15 protein-coding genes and 1 tRNA gene are annotated in these 17,700 nt (G+C 65.3%); 12 read left to right on the top strand and 4 right to left on the bottom strand.

Annotated elements, in window-relative coordinates; all coding sequences use genetic code 11:
- Positions 1 to 7 precede the first annotated feature (7 nt).
- Positions 8 to 1,492 (top strand): pyruvate kinase, encoded by a 1,485-nt coding sequence (gene pyk / locus NQ034_RS00380; RefSeq protein ID WP_257046410.1) that lies wholly within the window; start codon positions 8 to 10, stop codon positions 1,490 to 1,492.
- Between the two features lie 60 nt (positions 1,493 to 1,552).
- Here pyk and NQ034_RS00375 read toward each other — a convergent pair.
- Positions 1,553 to 1,634 (bottom strand) — tRNA-Leu (locus NQ034_RS00375).
- Between the two features lie 119 nt (positions 1,635 to 1,753).
- Here NQ034_RS00375 and NQ034_RS00370 point away from each other — a divergent pair.
- On the top strand, positions 1,754 to 2,368 hold the full coding sequence (locus tag NQ034_RS00370; RefSeq protein WP_257046409.1) for an ANTAR domain-containing response regulator: 615 nt from the start codon (positions 1,754 to 1,756) through the stop codon (positions 2,366 to 2,368).
- Between the two features lie 12 nt (positions 2,369 to 2,380).
- Here the strand turns inward: NQ034_RS00370 and NQ034_RS00365 are convergent, their stop codons facing one another.
- On the bottom strand, positions 2,381 to 2,845 hold the full coding sequence (locus tag NQ034_RS00365; RefSeq protein WP_257046408.1) for a hotdog fold thioesterase: 465 nt from the start codon (positions 2,843 to 2,845) through the stop codon (positions 2,381 to 2,383).
- Positions 2,846 to 2,908: 63 nt separating this feature from the next.
- Here NQ034_RS00365 and polA point away from each other — a divergent pair, with 63 nt between their 5' ends.
- The gene (polA, locus tag NQ034_RS00360) at positions 2,909 to 5,590 is read left to right on the top strand and encodes a DNA polymerase I (protein ID WP_257046407.1); all 2,682 of its coding nucleotides are present in this window, start codon (positions 2,909 to 2,911) and stop codon (positions 5,588 to 5,590) included.
- Positions 5,591 to 5,821: 231 nt separating this feature from the next.
- Entirely contained in the window at positions 5,822 to 6,241 is a 420-nt protein-coding gene (locus tag NQ034_RS00355) for a MarR family winged helix-turn-helix transcriptional regulator (protein ID WP_257046406.1), read from the top strand.
- Between the two features lie 7 nt (positions 6,242 to 6,248).
- Here NQ034_RS00355 and NQ034_RS00350 read toward each other — a convergent pair whose 3' ends face one another.
- On the bottom strand, positions 6,249 to 7,106 hold the full coding sequence (locus NQ034_RS00350) for a class I SAM-dependent methyltransferase (RefSeq protein WP_257046405.1): 858 nt from the start codon (positions 7,104 to 7,106) through the stop codon (positions 6,249 to 6,251).
- A gap of 205 nt (positions 7,107 to 7,311) precedes the next feature.
- Here NQ034_RS00350 and rpsA point away from each other — a divergent pair, with 205 nt between their 5' ends.
- From rpsA to coaE, 3 genes are all read left to right on the top strand, one after another.
- Positions 7,312 to 8,784, top strand: coding sequence for a 30S ribosomal protein S1 (rpsA, locus tag NQ034_RS00345; RefSeq protein ID WP_257046404.1), 1,473 nt, complete (start codon positions 7,312 to 7,314; stop codon positions 8,782 to 8,784).
- A 128-nt stretch (positions 8,785 to 8,912) separates the two neighbouring features.
- Entirely contained in the window at positions 8,913 to 10,703 is a 1,791-nt protein-coding gene (locus NQ034_RS00340) for a hypothetical protein (protein ID WP_257046403.1), read from the top strand.
- Between the two features lie 19 nt (positions 10,704 to 10,722).
- Positions 10,723 to 11,925, top strand: a complete 1,203-nt coding sequence (gene coaE, locus NQ034_RS00335) for a dephospho-CoA kinase (protein ID WP_257046402.1) — start codon at positions 10,723 to 10,725, stop codon at positions 11,923 to 11,925.
- On the opposite strand, the gene NQ034_RS00330 is transcribed toward coaE, so the two are convergent.
- Positions 11,922 to 12,356: an OsmC family protein gene (locus tag NQ034_RS00330; protein ID WP_257046401.1), complete on the bottom strand. Its 435-nt coding sequence runs from the start codon at positions 12,354 to 12,356 to the stop codon at positions 11,922 to 11,924. The genes coaE and NQ034_RS00330 overlap by 4 nt on opposite strands.
- A 233-nt stretch (positions 12,357 to 12,589) precedes the next feature.
- Between NQ034_RS00330 and NQ034_RS00325 the strand changes: the two genes are divergently transcribed.
- The 5 genes from NQ034_RS00325 to NQ034_RS00305 all read left to right on the top strand — a co-directional run bounded on the left by NQ034_RS00325 (position 12,590) and on the right by NQ034_RS00305 (position 17,646).
- Positions 12,590 to 13,813: a branched-chain amino acid ABC transporter substrate-binding protein gene (locus NQ034_RS00325; protein WP_257046400.1), complete on the top strand. Its 1,224-nt coding sequence runs from the start codon at positions 12,590 to 12,592 to the stop codon at positions 13,811 to 13,813.
- A 100-nt stretch (positions 13,814 to 13,913) separates the two neighbouring features.
- On the top strand, positions 13,914 to 14,894 hold the full coding sequence (locus NQ034_RS00320; RefSeq protein WP_257046399.1) for a branched-chain amino acid ABC transporter permease: 981 nt from the start codon (positions 13,914 to 13,916) through the stop codon (positions 14,892 to 14,894).
- Positions 14,894 to 16,084, top strand: coding sequence for a branched-chain amino acid ABC transporter permease (locus NQ034_RS00315; protein ID WP_257046398.1), 1,191 nt, complete (start codon positions 14,894 to 14,896; stop codon positions 16,082 to 16,084). The genes NQ034_RS00320 and NQ034_RS00315 overlap by 1 nt, the downstream gene beginning before the upstream one ends.
- Before the next feature lies 1 nt (position 16,085).
- The gene (locus NQ034_RS00310; RefSeq protein WP_257046397.1) at positions 16,086 to 16,949 is read left to right on the top strand and encodes an ABC transporter ATP-binding protein; all 864 of its coding nucleotides are present in this window, start codon (positions 16,086 to 16,088) and stop codon (positions 16,947 to 16,949) included.
- Positions 16,936 to 17,646, top strand: coding sequence for an ABC transporter ATP-binding protein (locus tag NQ034_RS00305; RefSeq protein ID WP_257046644.1), 711 nt, complete (start codon positions 16,936 to 16,938; stop codon positions 17,644 to 17,646). The genes NQ034_RS00310 and NQ034_RS00305 overlap by 14 nt, the downstream gene beginning before the upstream one ends.
- Positions 17,647 to 17,700 lie beyond the last annotated feature (54 nt).

Raw genomic sequence — 17,700 nt, 5'->3', positions numbered from 1 at the left:
TGAGCGTATGAGGCATGCAAAGATCGTGGCGACCCTGGGTCCCGCGCAGAAATCCTATGAGGACATCCGTGCCCTGATCGAGGAGGGGGTCAACGCCGCCAGGTTCAACTTCAGTCACGGCAGTCACGCCGACCATCAGCGGCTCTATGACTGGGTCCGCCGCGCCGCGGCGGACACCGGTCGCGCGGTTGCAGTGTTGGCGGACCTGCAGGGGCCGAAGATCCGACTGGAGACCTTCGCGCAGGACGCCCCGGTCGAACTGGTCAAGGGCCAGACCTTCACCATTACCACCAGGGACGTCCCCGGCAGCGCGGAGGTGGTGGGCACGACCTACCACGGCCTGCCGGGCGATGTGCAGATCGGCGATCCACTGCTGATCGACGATGGCCGGGTGCGCCTGCGCGCCGTGGAGGTCACCGATACCGATGTCGTCACCCAGGTGGAGATCCCCGGCCGGGTATCCGATCACAAGGGCATCAACCTGCCGGGTGTGCCGGTTTCGGTGCCGGCGATGAGCGAGAAGGACGTGGCGGACCTGCGCTTCGCCCTGAACATGGGCGCCGACTGGATCGCCCTCTCCTTCGTCCGGTCGCCGGAAGATGCGGACCGGGTGCGTTCGGTGATGGCCGAGGAGGGTATCACGGTGCCCATCATCGCCAAGATCGAGAAGCCGCAGGCGGTCGAGAACATCCGCTCGATCGTCGACGCCTTCGACGGCATCATGGTGGCCCGTGGCGATCTGGGCGTGGAACTGCCGCTCGAACAGGTGCCGATCGTGCAGAAGCAGACGGTGGAGCTGTGCCGCAGGCAGGCCAAGCCCGTGATCGTCGCCACCCAGATGCTCGAGTCGATGATCGGCGAACCCCGTCCCACCAGGGCCGAGGCCAGTGACTGCGCGAATGCGGTGCTCGACGGCGCCGACGCCCTGATGCTCTCGGGGGAGACCTCGGTGGGCGAATACTGGCTGGATTCGGTGCGCACCATGGCGCGGATCATCGAATCGACCGAAGACCACGGTCTGGACCGGGTACCCCCGTTGGGCACCGAGCCCCACACCAGGGGTGGTGCCATCACGGCTGCGGCGGTGCTCATCGCCAAGCAGCTGAACATCGGCGTGCTGTGCACGTTCACCCAGTCGGGTGATTCCGTGCGCCGAATGGCCAGGCTGCGGCCGCCACGGCCCATCCTCGCCTTCACCCCGACCGATCGGGTGCGCAATCAGCTGGCCCTGTCGTGGGGAGTTGTGGCCTTCAAGGTGGCCGCCGTTCACCACACCGATCAGATGGCCAAACAGCTCGATGCCGTACTGCTGGGGGAGGGCCTGGCAGAAGAGGGCCAGTACGTTGTATTGGTCGCGGGTTCTCCGCCCGGAATCATCGGTTCGACCAATGCCCTGCGGGTGCATCGGCTCGGCGACGCGGCCAAGGGGCTGGCGCCGGCGTATGACGATTCGCAGGTGACCTCGGAGGATCCGCTGGCCGGATACAAATAGGAGGCGCGAGAAAGGGGGCCTGCCCGGTTGGAAACAACCGGGCAGGCCCCCTCGTGTTCGTACCGGATGTGGGACTCGAACCCACACATCTTTCGATAACGCATTTTGAGTGCGCCGCGTCTACCGATTCCGCCAATCCGGCCGGGTACCCCGTAATTACATCACATGTCGGGGCCACCGCGCCAATCCCGGCCCGGGTCGTGCCGAGGACCACCGGGCCGTGGCATTGGTCCTCGGGCCTCAAGGGCTTAAGATGTAACGGTGACTTCCAGTGAAACGAATGCCGAACAACAGCCGGTCCGCCGCGTCGTCGTGGCCGAAGACGAATCCGTCATCCGCCTCGACATCGTCGAGATGCTCCGGGAGGTCGGCTACGATGTGGTCGGCGAAGCCGCCGACGGGGAATCCGCCGTCCACCTGGCGGAGGAATTGCGTCCCGATGTCGTCGTGATGGACATCAAGATGCCCAAGCTCGACGGGATCTCGGCCGCCGAACGTATCACCCGTGCCCATATCGCGCCGGTCGTCCTGCTCACGGCCTTCAGCCAGCGGGAACTGGTGGAGCGGGCCCGTGACGCCGGCGCCATGGCCTATGTCGTCAAGCCCTTCACCGCCGCCGATCTGGTGCCCGCGCTGGAGATCGCCCTGAGTCGGCATGCGGAGATGGCCGCCCTCGAGGCCGAGATCGCCGACCTGTCCGATCGCTTCGAGACCCGTAAGCTGGTCGAGCGCGCCAAGTCTGCGCTTATCACCAATATGGGCCTGACGGAGCCGGAGGCCTTCCGGTGGATTCAGAAGACCTCCATGGACCGTCGCCTGACGATGCGAGAGGTCGCGGAGACCGTGATCGAGCAGATCGGCAAGGCCAAGAAGTGAGGGCCCGGGTGCTCAGTACTTTTTCTGAGAACTGAGCACCATATTGCTGATTCGCACGATCGACAGCAGCCGGCCGGCCTCATCGGTCATCCGCACCTCGTGGCTGAACAGGCTGCGACCGCCGTGGAGCACTTCGGCGCGCCCATAGACGTAGCCCGAGGTGATGGAGCGCAGGTGGGTTGCATTGAGGTCGACGCCCACCACATTGTGCCCGCCGGCGCGCAGTGCGGCATGTGTGGACCCAAGTGTTTCGGCCAACACGACGTGGCCACCGCCGTGGAAGAGTCCGGCTGGCTGAAGATTCCCCTCGACCGGGACGCGCGCAGTGATGAAGTCATGGCCCAGCTCGAGGTACTCCATACCCATCCGGGCGTTGAGAGTGCCGGGGAAGCCGACTTCGTTGTACTGGGCGATGATCTGCGCGTACTCCTCCGCCGTGGTCTGCGCGTCGATCGTGGGCAGTGTGAAATCAGACATGTGTCTCCTTCTAGGTTCTGTTGCTCAGAGTAGCAGGGGCCGCCGACCCGCTAGGCTAGACGCGTGAGTGACGAGAAACTGCTGCTGATCGACGGACATTCCCTGGCCTATCGCGCCTTCCACGCCCTGCCGATGGAGAACTTCTCCACGGCGACCGGGCAGACCACCAATGCGGTCTACGGATTCACCTCGATGCTGCTCACCGCAGCCGAACGCGAGGCGCCCACCCACATCGCGGTGGCCTTCGACCTGGGGCGCGAGACCTTCCGACTGGCCGAATACTCCGAGTACAAGGCGGGCCGGAAGAAGACCGCCCCGGAGTTCCACGGCCAGGTCGAACTGATCAAGGACGTGCTGGGCGCCCTGGGCGTGCCGGTCCTCGAGCTCAAGGGCTATGAGGCCGACGACATTCTGGCCACCATGGCCGGGGTCGGCGCGGCCGCCGGCTACGACACGTACGTGGCATCCGGGGACAAGGACTCCTTCCAGCTCTCGCGCATAGCAGCCGAGGACCATGCGGCGGTGACCATCCTGTATCCCAAGCGCGGTTTCACGGATCTGACCTATATGACCCCGCAGGCCGTCGAGGACAAGTACGGAGTCAGCCCGGCGAATTACCGTGGACTGGCCGCTCTGGTGGGGGAGAAGGCTGACAACCTGCCCGGCGTGCCCGGGGTGGGTGAGAAGACCGCGGCGAAGTGGCTGGGGCTCTACGGCGATCTACCCGGGGTTCTCGCCCATGCCGACGACATCAAGGGCAAGGCCGGTCAGAATCTGCGCGACCATATGGCCGACGTCGAGCGCAACTACCGGCTCAACCGCTTGATCGACGATTTGGCACCGGCGGACTTCGGGCTGACCGAGGGCCTCGAGGCCGCTCGCCTGGGTCATGGCGAGAGGGCCCGGGTCGGTGAACTGTTCGACCAATTGGAGTTCAGACAGTTCGGAGAGCGCATCGCCGCGTTCCTGGACCCCGCCGATCGGGCGCCGAGCGCCCCGGCTGTCGAACTACCCGAGGTCCGTGTGCTGGCTGCCGATGATGTTCTGCAATGGTTGGACGGTCTCGACCCGGCTGCGCCCCTGGGCCTGGCCTGTGATGCGGATCCGGCCGGCCAGGACGCCGATGTCCTCGCCCTGGCACAGGACCGGAACATCGGCGTGATCGAACTGCACTCCCTCCCGGAGGCGGTACTGCGCGCCCTCGACGGCGTGCTGGCGGGTGCCGAGGACCTCGCGTGCCACGATGCCAAACCGCAGGTCAAAGCCCTGGTCCACCGTGGTCTGGGGCAGATCAAACCGCATACGGATACGGAACTCGTCGCGTACCTGCTCACCCCCGATGCCAGATCCTATGATTTCGCCGAACTCACAATGCGTCACCTCGGCCTCGACCTGACCGGCGATGCCGAACCCGGGACGCTCGACCTCGACGCCGGGAAATCGCTGGGGTTGCGGGCCTGGGCGGTCATCGGCCTGGCGAGCGCTCTGCGCGCGGAGCTGGACCGGGTGGCCGAGGTGTCCCTGCTCGATCGGATCGAGCGCCCCACCCAGGAGGTGCTGGCACGGATGGAACTCGCCGGCATCGGAGTCGATGGACCGGCACTGTCTGCGCTGATCGACGAGTTCGGGACCCAGGCCGACTTGTCGGCCCAGCAGGCATACGAGGCGATCGGTCACGAGGTCAACCTGGGTTCGCCCAAACAGCTGCAGGTGGTGCTGTTCGATGAACTCGACATGCCCAAGACGAAGAAGACGAAAACGGGTTACACCACCGATGCCGACGCCCTGACGGATCTCTACATTTCAACAGATCATCCCTTCCTGGGCCACTTATTGGCCTACCGCGACACGATCAAACTCAAGCAGACCGTGGTGGGCCTGCAGAAGACGGTCGCCGGCGATGGCCGGATCCACACCACGTATCTGCAGACGGTGGCGGCCACGGGGCGGCTGAGCTCGAAGGATCCGAACCTGCAGAACATCCCCGTTCGCTCGGATGCCGGCAAACGGATCCGCGGCGTATTCGTGCCCGAGGCCGATGCCGGCTACACCGAGCTGCTCAGCGCCGACTATTCGCAGATCGAAATGCGGATCATGGCGCATCTGGCCGGTGACGAGAGTCTGATCGCCGCCTTCAATGCGGGGGAGGATCTGCACAGTTATGTCGCGGGCGAGGTCTTCGGTGTGCCCGCTGCCGAGGTGACCCCTGCGATGCGCTCGAAGGTCAAGGCGATGTCCTATGGCCTGGTCTACGGACTGAGCGCCTACGGACTGTCGCGGCAGCTGCGGATCGGGGCGGGGGAGGCCCAGGGGCTGATGGACGATTACTTTGCGCGTTTCGGTGCGGTCAAGGAGTATCTGGAGGCGATCGTCGAGGAGGCGCGCGGACGCGGGTACACGGAGACCATGTACGGGCGCCGACGGTATCTGCCGCAGTTGAACAGCGACCGCAGGCAGCAGCGGCAGATGGCCGAACGTGCCGCGCTGAACGCCCCGATCCAGGGCAGTGCCGCCGACATCATGAAGATCGCGATGCGCAGGGTGGACCGTGGTCTGCACAAGGCCGGTCTGCACAGTCGGCTACTGCTGCAGGTGCATGACGAAGTCATCATCGAAACCCATGCCGATGAACGCCAGGAGGTCGCCCGGATTGTCACGGAGGCAATGGGCCAGGCGGCTACCCTGCGGGTTCCGTTGACCGTCAACATCGGCCATGGTGGGACCTGGGAGGACGCCGCCCACTGAGAAACGGCGCGGGCGGCGCCGGGCCCGCACACCAGACGTGCTGCCGGTCCCGACCGCTGTTACCGGCGTCCCCCGACCCCTGAGACACGGTTGAGAAGGCCCGGCGCATTGAGCGCCGGGCCTTTGCACTCCCAGGACGCCCATATGATCCTGATATAAATGGTAATCGGCTATATAATACTGAGGGTAATCATTCAGCTGTGAATGATTACAGTTGTTATTATGTTCCGTATGACGGACGAGAAGTTGGCGGATTCGGCGAGTCTGCGCCTGGCGGCACTGGGGGAACGACTCACGCGGGCGCTGGGCCGACGCCTCGAATCGGTCGGGCTGACCCCTCGGCAGGCCGCCTATCTGGCGGCGCTGGAGGAGGGGCCACTGTCACAGCGGGACATCGCAGGCGCACTGTCCGTGGCGCCGAGTCTGGTGGTGACCCTGACCGATCAGCTCTCGGCGTCCGGTGCGGTCACCCGCACCAGGGGCGAGGCCGACCGGCGGGTGCAACTGGTTGCACTGACCGACCACGGGCGTGATCGCGCGGCCGCCGCGGCTATCGCAGCGGCCGCCGCGGATGCGGACTTCACGGCCGGGCTGTCCCAATCCGCCAGGCTCGGACTCGATGTCCTGCTGGCGGAACTCGGTTCGCGCTGAGCCGGGATCAGTCCTGGGGTAGATGGACGGAGAAGATCGCGGTGCCAGGCATCAGGGCACCGCGCAGCGGCGACCAGCCGCCCCAGCTGGTCGTATTGTCGGCAGGCCACTCCGGCTCCGTGAGCTTCGTGAGCTGGAAGCCGGCGCCGACGAGCAGGGAGATCCAATCGCCCATCGTGCGGTGGTGCTCGGCGTAGACGGGGTTGCCCTGGGCGTCGAGTTCGACATAGGGAGTTCTGTCGAAGTAGGAGTACTCGACGGTCAGGCCGGCCTCGCCGGGCACATCGGGGAAGATCCAGCGCAGCGGATGGGTCACGGAGAACGTCCAGGTGCCGCCGGGACGCAACACCCTGGCGACCTCCGCCAGAACCTGGTCGGCGTCCTTGACGAAGGGCAACGCACCATACGAGGAGAACGCGATATCGAAGCTGCCGGACGGGAAAGGCAGGTGTCTGGCGTCGGCCTGGAGGAAGGTGGGCGGCGTCGCCGCCTGGCTCAGCGGCTTCTCCCGCTGGAGACGGGACGCCTGTTCGAGCATCCCCGAGGACAGGTCGATACCGGTCGCCACAGCGCCGTTCTCCGCCAGCCACCGCGAGCACTGCCCGGCTCCGCAGCCGACTTCCAGCACCTGTTTGCGGGCCACATCGCCCAGCAGGTGCACATCGGCTTCGCGGACCCCCTCCGGGCACCAGATGAAATCGCTGGCGCCCAGGAAGCTGCCGTGCTCGGCCAGATATGCTTCGGCCGAGCCGTCCCAGTAGGAACGGTTGGCCCGCACCGAGGATTCCGCGTCGATCGCCAGGTATCCCCCGGAGATGGTCTGCTGGTCGGGCTCATGGGGATCGCCGAAGTCGTCGTCGTTCAAAGTTCCTCCGAAGTGCGGGGTGGATATCGGCCGGAAAGGCTGACAGAAGGTTTATAAACTCCGTAGAAGATGCTACAGTTGACAGCTGTATGCCGCATGTGCGTGTATACGCGTCCATATTGTCAACAACAACTTCTCGATTCGGGCCGCGGGATCCGCTCGTGTCCTGGACCGGATGTCAGTCCACTACGGAGTCTCTACCTTCATGACCACCACCACGCCGGACACGGCGAACAACTCGCAGATCGCAGTCAACGACATCGGATCTGCCGAAGACTTGCTCGCGGCCGTCGACGCGACCATCAAGTACTTCAACGATGGCGACATCGTCGAGGGCACGGTCGTCAAAGTCGACCGCGACGAAGTCCTGGTCGACATCGGCTACAAGACCGAAGGCGTCATCCTTTCGCGCGAACTGTCGATCAAGCATGACGTCGACCCTGCCGACGTCGTCGAGGTCGGAGACCCGATCGAAGCCCTCGTCCTGACCAAGGAGGACAAGGACGGACGTCTGATGCTGTCCAAGAAGCGTGCGCAGTACGAGCGCGCCTGGGGCGACATCGAGAAGGTCAAGGAAGAGGACGGCGTCGTCACCGGCACCGTCATCGAGGTCGTCAAGGGCGGCCTCATCGTCGACATCGGCCTGCGCGGCTTCCTGCCCGCCTCGCTGGTCGAGATGCGCCGCGTCCGCGATCTGGCCCCCTACATCGGCCAGCAGGTCGAGGCCAAGATCATCGAACTCGACAAGAACCGCAACAACGTGGTCCTGTCGCGTCGCGCCTGGCTGGAAGAGACCCAGTCCGCGGTCCGCCACGACTTCCTGCAGACCCTGCAGAAGGGCCAGGTCCGTCCCGGCGTCGTCTCCTCGATCGTCAACTTCGGTGCCTTCGTGGACCTGGGTGGCGTCGACGGGCTGGTGCACGTTTCCGAACTGTCCTGGAAGCACATCGACCACCCGTCCGAGGTCGTCTCGGTCGGCGACGAGGTCACCGTCGAGGTCCTGGACGTCGACATGGATCGCGAACGTGTCTCCCTGTCGCTCAAGGCCACCCAAGAAGATCCCTGGCAGCACTTCGCCCGGACGCACGTCATCGGTCAGATCGTGCCCGGCAAGGTCACCAAGCTGGTTCCCTTCGGTGCGTTCGTGCGCGTCGAGGACGGCATCGAGGGCCTGGTCCACATCTCCGAGCTGGCCGTGCGCCACATCGATCTGCCGGAGCAGGTCGTCTCGGTCGACGAAACCATCTACGTCAAGGTCATCGACATCGACCTGGACCGCCGCCGCATCTCGCTGTCGCTCAAGCAGGCCAACGAGGGTGTCGATCCCGAGGCCGAGGAATTCCTCGATCCGGCTCTGTACGGCATGGTTCAGGAATACGACGAAGAGGGCAACTACAAGTACCCCGAGGGCTTCGACCCGGAGACCAACGAATGGCTCGAGGGCTACGAGGCCCAGCGCGAGGAATGGGAGCAGCAGTACGCCGCAGCCCAGGCCCGTTGGGAAGAACACAAGAAGCAGGTCGCCAAGGCCATTGCCGCCGATGCCGAAGCCGCAACCGGTTCGTCCGAGGCAGCTCCGGCCCAGGCGTCCTACGCCTCCGAGTCCACCTCGGACGCGGGCACGCTGGCCAGCGATGAGGCACTCGCTGCTCTGCGCGAGAAGCTCGCGGGCAACTGAGCCGTGTGAGTCAGTCCGACCGGCCCAGCCGGTCTGAGTGACAAGGGCCCCGCCTCCCGGGAAACCGGGAGGCGGGGCCCTTGCGCGTCCCCTCGTCTCCTCCCAGCCCGGTATGAGACGGTTGTTCGGTGTTGACTTCAGGAATCGCCCGCTCCCGTGCACTCATCGCCTGGACCGGTTTCCTTCTTCTGTTACTCGGCTGGGACCTCATCATCTTCGGTCCGCTGCTGGCCCATCCGGGCAGCCGGGTGTTCGCCGACAACGACGACTCCTCCCTCTTCGTCTTCTGGTTCGCCCACGCAGCCGACGTCGCCGCAGGCTGGCTGGGGATGGACCACCTCGAGGCCAATGCGCTGTATACGACCGCGTTGAACTATCCGATCGGGGTCAACGGCGGATGGAACACGACGGTGTTCCTCATCGCCCTGCCGCTGGCCCCTGTGACCTGGCTGTGGGGTCCGCTCGTGGCCTATAATCTGGCAATCGCGGCGGCTCCGGTGCTGTGCGCCCTGGCCGCCGCTGCTCTGGCCGCACAGTTCCTACCCCGGTTCTGGTCATTCACTGCGGGGTTCTTCTATGGTTTCTCCACGTTCGTCATCGCCCAGTCATCCGGGCACCTCAACCTGTCCAGCGCGGTGCTGGCACCCCTGGTCGGACTGGGGCTGATCCGTCTACTCCGTGCCCGGCGGCACCGTGCGGTACTCGGTTGGTCTGTTTTCCTGGGCATCATCATCGGTTGGCAGTTCTACATCTCCACGGAGGTACTCGCCGGAACGTTCCTGGCCTACTGTGCGGTCGTGGCGGTCTGGCTGTGCTGCGACTTCCGGCGCCTGTGGGCGGCCCGCCGGCGGCTGTGCGGTGGATTGGTGCTGGCGGCCGCCATCGCGCTGGCCATCGGCACGCCCCTACTGGCGACGATGTTCGGTCTGCCGGGGGCGCCCCGCGGTGCGATTCGGCCCCATGGGGTTTGGAACGCCGATCTGCTGGATCCCGTGGTACCGGGACGCTACACCCTGCTGGGCGGTGGCGAGACCCCGATTCCCCGGGTGACGGGACTCGACCCCTCCGAGATCGGCGGATATCTGGGCATTCCGTGGCTCATGATCATCGCCTTGGGAACCCCCGTCCTGTGGCGCAATCGCGTCTACGGACGACCGGTGAGGATCCTCGCGCTGTCGACTGTCCTGGTGTTCCTGCTGTCGATGGGCTCACCGCTGTTCGCCTGGGGACGAGCCATGGCCCCGGGCCCGTTCGGGCTCGTCGAAGCACTTCCGGTATTGGGCAATGTACTGCCCATGCGGCTGGCCGGTCCCGTCGCCTTGGGTGCTGCATTGCTGCTGGCCATCTCCCTGCGCGGACTCTGGCACCTCGGAGCCCGGTGGTCCCGGCCGTACTGGGCCAGGGGGCTGACCACCGCCGGCCTGGTCGCTGTGCTCGTGACGACCACGAGCGGGCCCGTTCCCGTGCGCACGCCTCTGATCCCAGAGTTCTTCCGCGCGGGTGCGGGCGCTGTGCCGCAGGGCGCCGTGGTCAAGATCCTGCCGCGCCCGGTGGCCGGTGACCAGGCGGGCGTGGCCGAGGCCATGCTCTGGCAGGCCGAGGCCGGCAACCGGTTCCGGCAGACCGGGGGCTATTTCATCGGCGGGGACAGCCAAGCCCCCATCCGCTATATGGCCGATTCCGATGCCCTCGACGGCCTGCTCGACGAGTCGCGCGACCACCGACTGCCGAGTGGCGATTCCGCTGAGATGCGCCGGGCGGTGGCGGAGCTGCGCGCCAGGGGAGTCCAGTACGTTCTGCTGGTCGCGGACTCCCCGTACCGGCCCTGGGACGTGCCGGAACTCGCCGGTGCCATGTCCCAGGCCGTGGGGCGCCAGGCACGAGCCGACGGCGGGGTGTATATCGTGGACATACGATGACAGCGGTCTACTGGGGCCGGTGGCGAAGACGAAGGAGAACGGCATGCTCAGGATCGGACTGACCGGCGGGATCGGCGCCGGCAAGACCACCGTGGCCCAGCTCTTCCGCGAGCGCGGCGTTCCCGTCGTCGATGCGGATCGAGTGGCCCGCGAGGTGGTCGAGCCGGGGATGCCGGCGCTGGCGGCCCTCGCACACGAGTTCGGCCCGGCGGTACTCGATGCCGATGGTGGGCTGAACCGGGCGGAACTGGCGTCCAGGGCCTTCGCCGATCAAGCACACACCGATGCGCTCAATGCGATCATGCATCCGGCAATCGCCGCACGGAGCCGAGAACTGTTCGCCAGTTATGAGCGAAGCTCGATCGTCGTCCACGATGTCCCCCTGCTGGTCGAGAACGATCTGGCACCCGACTACCAGCTGTCGGTCCTGGTGGATGTGCCCGCGGACATCCGCCTGGAGCGGCTGGTCGCCGGGCGTGGCCTGGACCCGGCCGATGCGCAGGCCAGGATCGCACGCCAAGCCGATGATGAGACCCGACGCGCGGTGTGCGACATCCACTTGGACAATGCGGGGGACCTGAGCCGGGTGACGGACGCCTTCGGCAAAATCTTCGACCTGCGCCTGTCGCCGTTCGCGGAGAACCTGCGCTTGGGCCTGGCCGCGGCCCGTGGTCCCGTCGAGCTGCGCCCCCGAAGCTGGCCGGCGGAGACGGCGCGGACGGTTGCGCGGATCCGACGTGCCACCGCACGGCTGGGCCTGTCCGGGATCGAGCCGAGCGGCCCGGGGGCCGTTGCCGACTTGCCCGCGCTGGATCTGATGGAGTTCCACCTGCGTGTGGACCGGCCTGCGGACCCGCGCCTGGAAGTGGCGCTCGAACAGGCCGGGTTCGTGCCTGCACCGGGGGATTGGTCCGATGACTGGGAGGACGGAACACCCGTCGAGGCGCTGCGGCGCTTCGCCTCCGCCGATCCGGGGCGGCCCACTGTGCTCTATGTCGGCGAACCGGGCTCCCGCGCCTTCGACTTCGCGGTGTGGCTGCGCGAGCTACTGCGCAGTGATGCCGCCGAGCGCGCCTCCTTCGCCGGCCAGCTGGCCGAAATCGCCGATGAGCACGCCGGCGCCGACGACTGGGGCGGCTTCGTCGAGGACTGCGCTCCTCTTATCCTGCCCGCCTACCGATCCAGGTTCCGCGCCGAGCGGTCCCGACCTTCCGGGGACTAGGCCAGATCGGCGCTGAGCCGCAGCGGCACCCGGTGCAGCACACGGGCGATGGGACATGCCCGTTTGGTCCGTTCGGCGCAATTGAGCAGCTCGGCCCGCACCAGCCCCTCGGCTCGCACGATCACGGTCAGGTCGATTCCCGTGACCCCCTTGTCCTGATCGAACTCGACTTCGGCGCCGGCTGTGACGACCTCGGGTGAGATTCCCTGAGCCGCCAGCGCATTGGCCAAGGTCATGGCGTAGCTGCCCGCCAGGGCAGAGGCCAGCAACTCCTCGGGAGTGGTCGTACCACTGGCCGGGTCCTCCTCGGCGATCCCGGCCTCCCATGACAGCGGCAGCGTGACCGTCCGGGAGCCGGTCAGGTCGACGCTGCCGGTGCCGGTCCCCAGGGTGCCGCGCCATGTGCCGGTGGCGCTCGAAGTATGCGTCATGCTTGTTCATCCTCCATGTCACAGATCGTCATGATGTACTCAAGCTTTTCACAAACCCGCATTCGCTGGAGACCTGTTGCCCACGTTACATAGCGTTATAATTCTGTAATCACAAATCAGGCCTACCTGTGACTCATATCTCATGCCATGCGCTACTCTGACAACATCCTGAGATTCTGGATGTTTGGAATGTGATGCTCCTCGCATTACACGATGAAAGATATGGGTTCCTGATGAAGAGAAACTCCCTCGCGATCACGCTCGCGGCCTCCGTGAGCGCTCTGGGCCTGGCCCTGACCGGTTGCGCCAACCAATCCAGTGGCGCCTCCTCCGATGAAACCGGCGAAGCAGGCGGACTCCCCGTCGTCGACACGATCGACGTCCCCGAAAACGTCGTCAAGGCAGCCGGGAAGGGCGATGCCAAGTGCGACTCCGACACCACCATCGCCTACGTCGGCGCACAAACCGGCGACAATGCCCAGCTGGGCCTGAACATCTCCAATGGCGTCCAGCAGGCGATCAACGAACACAATGAGGCGAACAAGGACTGCCAGGTCAAGCTCGTCAAGCTCGACACGGAGGGCGATCCCTCGAAGGCCACCGGACCCACTTCCCAAGTCGTGAAGAACTCCAAGGTTCTGGGCGTCGTGGGGCTGCCGTTCTCCGGCGAGTCGAAGTCGACCGGCAAGGTCTTCGAAGACGCGGGTCTGGTCCACATCACCCCTGCGGCCACCGGTCCCGACCTCACGGCAAACGGTTGGAAGACCTTCTTCCGCGGCTTGGGCAACGACACAGTCCAGGGTCCGGCCCTGGCGCAGCTGGCGGAGAAGATCGGGAAGTCCAAGGTCTGCCTGATCCAGGACGATTCCGAATACGGCATGGGCCTGGCCAAGCAGACCAAAGAGGCTCTGGGGGACAAGGTCGTGTGCGAGGACAAGGTGCTGACCAAACAGCGCGACTTCGCCCCGACCGTGACCAAGGTGATGTCGGCCAAGGCCGACGCCGTCATCTACTCCGGCTACTACGCCGAGGGCGCGCCCTTCGACAGCGCGCTGGTCGACAAGGGCTATGAGGGCGTCTTCATCGGCCCAGACGGCGTGAAGGACGACACCTTCGTCAAGCAGGCCGGCGATGCCGCGAAGAACGCCTACTTCACCTGCGCCTGCGTGCCGGGCGATCTGATCCCCGAATTCTCCGAGGGCTACGAGAAGGTCTCCAACGGCAAGGCGCCGGGCACCTACTCGGTCGAGGGCTACGACACCGCGACCGTGCTGCTCTCGGGCATCGACGCGGGCAAGACCGACCGCAAGGGTCTGCTGGACTACGTCACCTCCTATGACGGCGTCGGCTACGGCAAGACCTACAAGTGGGACGACAAGGGCGAGCTGACCGATAAGGCGGTCTACGGCTACAAGACCACCGAGGGCACCATCAAGTCCGTCGGCAAGATCGACTGATCCACCTTCCACTACGACGACCTGTAGCGGAAACCGCACCCCGGGCGACGCCCAGGGTGCGGTTTCCGGTTCGGGTCCCCACGAACCGAAAGCGATCCTTATGGATTCTTGGCTGACATTCGACTTCGGGGTCTTCACCGACCCCGGCCTGTTCCTGTCGACGATTTTCGATGGACTGACCCTGGGCTCCATCTACGCGCTCGTAGCCCTGGGCTACACCCTGGTCTACGGAGTGCTCAACCTCATCAACTTCGCGCATTCGGAGGTCTTCATCTCCGGTGCCTTCGCAGTCTCCTTCTTCCTCACAGCCCTGGGCTTCGGCGCATCCGCCCCGAATCTGCCATTGGGCCTCCTGGTCCTCGACCTTGTGCTGGCCGGGCTGGTCGCCATGGCGGTATCGGCACTGGTGGCCCTGGCGATCGAACGCATCGCCTACAAGCCCCTGCGCGATAAGGGCGCACCCCGGCTGGTCTTCCTGATCACCGCGATTGGCATGTCCTTCGTGATCCAGTACCTGTTCTTCCTGTGGCGCGGGCCCAGCCCGGAGCCGAAGACCAAGATGTTCGTCCCCAAGCCGATCTTCGACATCTTCGGCGGCATCATCGATTCGCTGCAGCTGACCATCGTCATCGCCGCGGTGCTGATGATGATCTGCGTCGATCAGATCGTCGGCCGGACCAAGCTGGGGCGCGGTATCCGCGCGGTGGCCGAAGACCCCGACACCGCCACCCTGATGGGCGTGAACAAGGAGCGCATCATCATGGCGACCTTCGTCATCGGCGGTGCTCTGGCCGGCGCGGCAGCCCTGTTCATGATGATGAAGACCCCGGACGGCGCTAAATACGACGGTGGTTTCATCCTCGGCATCAAGGCCTTCACCGCAGCGGTACTCGGCGGCATCGGCAATATCCGCGGCGCCCTCCTGGGCGGTCTGCTCATCGGCGTGATCGGAAACTTCGGCGCGGCCTTCCTGGGCAACGCGCAGTGGACCGACGTCATCATCTTCGCCGTGCTCATCCTCGTCCTGATGATTCGCCCCACCGGCATCCTGGGCTCCAACCTCGGAAAGAAGCGTGCCTGATGAGTATGCACAACCCGAACGAATCGTCCAAGGCCCTGCAGAAGGCCGCGGCCAAAAGCCTCAAGCACGAGCGCAAGGACCTCAAACCGGGCGGCCTGCGCACCTGGTGGTCGGACCGCAGCCGGTTCCAACAGTGGATGGTCCTCCTGGTGCCCGTGGTCCTGGCCTTCCTCCTGCCGGTGATCAACCCGCCGTTCATCACCACGGAGCCGGGCAACGACTTCGCCATCACCTGCTTCAACATGGCCGTCTACGCCCTCGTCGCACTCGGACTCAATGTGGTCGTCGGCATGGCCGGACTGCTGGACATGGGCTACATCGGCTTCTTCGCCGTCGGCTCCTACGTCGCGGCCCTGTGGACCTCGAGCGATTCCACGATGATCCACATCCCCTACCTGTGGACGTTGCCCCTGGCGATGGTCGTGACCATGGTCTTCGGCATCGCGCTGGGCATTCCGACCCTGCGGTTGCGCGGGGACTACCTGGCAATCGTGACCCTGGGCTTCGGCGAGATCATCCGCATCCTGGCAACCATCCTGCCGCCGCTGAAGGGCCAGTCGGGCTTCCAGAACATCGGCGCGCCCCCCGGGTCGATCGACGGTCAGCCGATCTTCTTCACCACCAACGGTCTGCCCTGGTACTGGCTGACCCTGGTCATCATCATCATCGTGACGATTTTGCTGGGCAATTTGGAGCGCTCCCGCGTGGGCCGGGCCTGGATCGCGATCCGCGAGGACGAGGACGCCGCCGAGACCATGGGCGTGCCGACCTTCAAGTTCAAGCTCGCCGCGTTCGCCACCGGAGCCGCCCTGGGCGGTCTGTCAGGGGCGCTGATGGCCGGCCAGGTGGGCTTCGTGAACAATCAGAAATTCGATGTGCAGACCTCGGTCCTCTTCTTGGCCGCCGTCGTCCTCGGCGGCCAGGGCTCGAAGCTCGGCGCGATCGTCGGCGGCGCGATCGTCGCCTACGTGCCGATGCGCTTCACCGAGATCGCGAACTACAAATTCCTCATCTTCGGCATCGTGCTCGTCGTCCTCATGCTGTTCCGCCCCCAGGGGCTGATCTCGATTCGGGCCAAACTGTTGACCTTCGGCTCCCGAATCCGCAGATTCGTGCGCAAGGACCAGGACGGCAGTCCATCACGGGCCGGGAGAAGATCCAGTATCGAACCAGGGGCGGAGGAGGCCTGAGATGAGCGAGACCACAACACCCGAGTTCGAGATCGATACGGATGCCGAGGTCGCCAGCGAGCGCTCGATTGCGGTTGCCGAGGGCGAAACCCTGGTCGAGGTCAAGGGCCTGACCGTGAAGTTCGGCGGTCTGACGGCACTCGACAACGTCACCTTCGACATCAAGCGCGGTGAGATCCTGGGCCTCATCGGCCCCAACGGCGCGGGCAAGACCACCTGCTTCAACGCCATGACCGGGGTCTACAAGCCATCCTCTGGCGACGTCCGCCTGGAGGGCAAGAGCCTACTGGGGAAGAAGAAGTACCAGATCACCCGCGCCGGCTTCGCCCGCACCTTTCAGAACATCCGACTGTTCTCCGAGATGTCGGCGCTGGAGAACGTCGCCGTCGGGTTGGACGCACGCCATAAGACCGGCATGTTCTCCGCCATGTTCCGGCTGCCGGGGCACTATCGGGAGGAGCGCCAGATCATCGACCGGGGCATGGAGCTGCTGGAATTCGTCGGCATCGCCGACCGTGCCCTGCACCCGGCCAAGGACCTGCCCTACGGGTACCAGCGCCGCCTGGAGATCGCCCGCGCCCTGGCCACGGACCCGAAAATCCTGTGCCTGGACGAACCCGCCGCCGGCTTCAACCCCAAGGAGAAGGAAGAGCTCATGGAGCTCATCCGCACCATCCGCGACGAGGGCTACACCGTGCTGCTGATCGAACACGATATGAAACTCGTCATGGGCGTGACCGATCGAATCGTCGTCCTGGAATTCGGCAAGAAGATCGCGGACGACGTACCCAAGGCCATTCAAGAGGACCCCGCGGTCATTGCCGCATACCTGGGACAGGAGGCAGATGACGATGCCAGTGCTTGAGATCAACGACCTCGAAGTCAAATACGGCCGCATCAGGGCCATCGAAAAGCTCGACCTGCAGGTGGACAGGGGAGAGGTCGTCACCCTGATCGGCGCCAATGGCGCCGGCAAGACGACGACGATGCGCACCGTCGCGGGCCTGCTCAACCCCTCCCGCGGCTCGATCGTGTTCAACGGCCAGGACATCACGAAGATCAAAGGCCATAAGCGGGTCGGCATGGGCATCTCCCTGGTGCCGGAGGGCCGCGGGATCTTCCCCGGAATGACCGTGGTGGAGAACCTCGAGATGGGCACCTACTCACGCTCGGGCAAACGTGCGGCGAATGCCTACGACCGGGTCTTCGATCTGTTCCCCCGACTCAAGGAGCGCAGGACCCAGCTGGGCGGCACCATGTCCGGTGGCGAACAGCAGATGCTGGCGATCGCCAGGGCACTGATGGCAGAACCGGAAGTACTGCTGCTCGACGAGCCCTCCATGGGCCTGGCGCCACAGTTCATCCGACAGATCTTCAAGATCATCAAGGAGATCAACGCGCAGGGCACCACGGTGCTGTTGGTCGAACAGAATGCCAACCAGGCGCTCGCGATCGCCGATCACGCCCTGGTCCTGGAGACCGGCGCGATCACCCGCACGGGCACCGGTGGCGAACTACTGGCCGATGACAGCATCAAAGAGGCCTACCTGGGCATCGGATAGGACACGGGGCCGGGGAGAACCACTCCGTGGTAGAAAACATATTCGAATAGCCGG

This window comes from Brevibacterium moorei (genome assembly GCF_024580735.1).
GTDB classification, from domain to species: Bacteria; Actinomycetota; Actinomycetes; order Actinomycetales; family Brevibacteriaceae; genus Brevibacterium; species Brevibacterium moorei.
Note: the sequence above shows the minus strand (reverse complement) of the source record. Positions and strands in the feature narration are given on the sequence as shown.

Coding starts and splice junctions, on each gene's coding strand:
- pyk (WP_257046410.1), top strand. CDS start 8: ATGAGGCATGCAAAGATCGTGGCGACCCTGGGTCCCGCGCAGAAATCC.
- NQ034_RS00365 (WP_257046408.1), bottom strand. CDS start 2,845: ATGTCTGATTTCACACTGCCCACGATCGACGCGCAGACCACGGCGGAG.
- NQ034_RS00355 (WP_257046406.1), top strand. CDS start 5,822: ATGACGGACGAGAAGTTGGCGGATTCGGCGAGTCTGCGCCTGGCGGCA.
- rpsA (WP_257046404.1), top strand. CDS start 7,312: ATGACCACCACCACGCCGGACACGGCGAACAACTCGCAGATCGCAGTC.
- NQ034_RS00330 (WP_257046401.1), bottom strand. CDS start 12,356: ATGACGCATACTTCGAGCGCCACCGGCACATGGCGCGGCACCCTGGGG.
- NQ034_RS00325 (WP_257046400.1), top strand. CDS start 12,590: ATGAAGAGAAACTCCCTCGCGATCACGCTCGCGGCCTCCGTGAGCGCT.
- NQ034_RS00320 (WP_257046399.1), top strand. CDS start 13,914: ATGGATTCTTGGCTGACATTCGACTTCGGGGTCTTCACCGACCCCGGC.
- NQ034_RS00315 (WP_257046398.1), top strand. CDS start 14,894: ATGAGTATGCACAACCCGAACGAATCGTCCAAGGCCCTGCAGAAGGCC.
- NQ034_RS00310 (WP_257046397.1), top strand. CDS start 16,086: ATGAGCGAGACCACAACACCCGAGTTCGAGATCGATACGGATGCCGAG.
- NQ034_RS00305 (WP_257046644.1), top strand. CDS start 16,936: ATGCCAGTGCTTGAGATCAACGACCTCGAAGTCAAATACGGCCGCATC.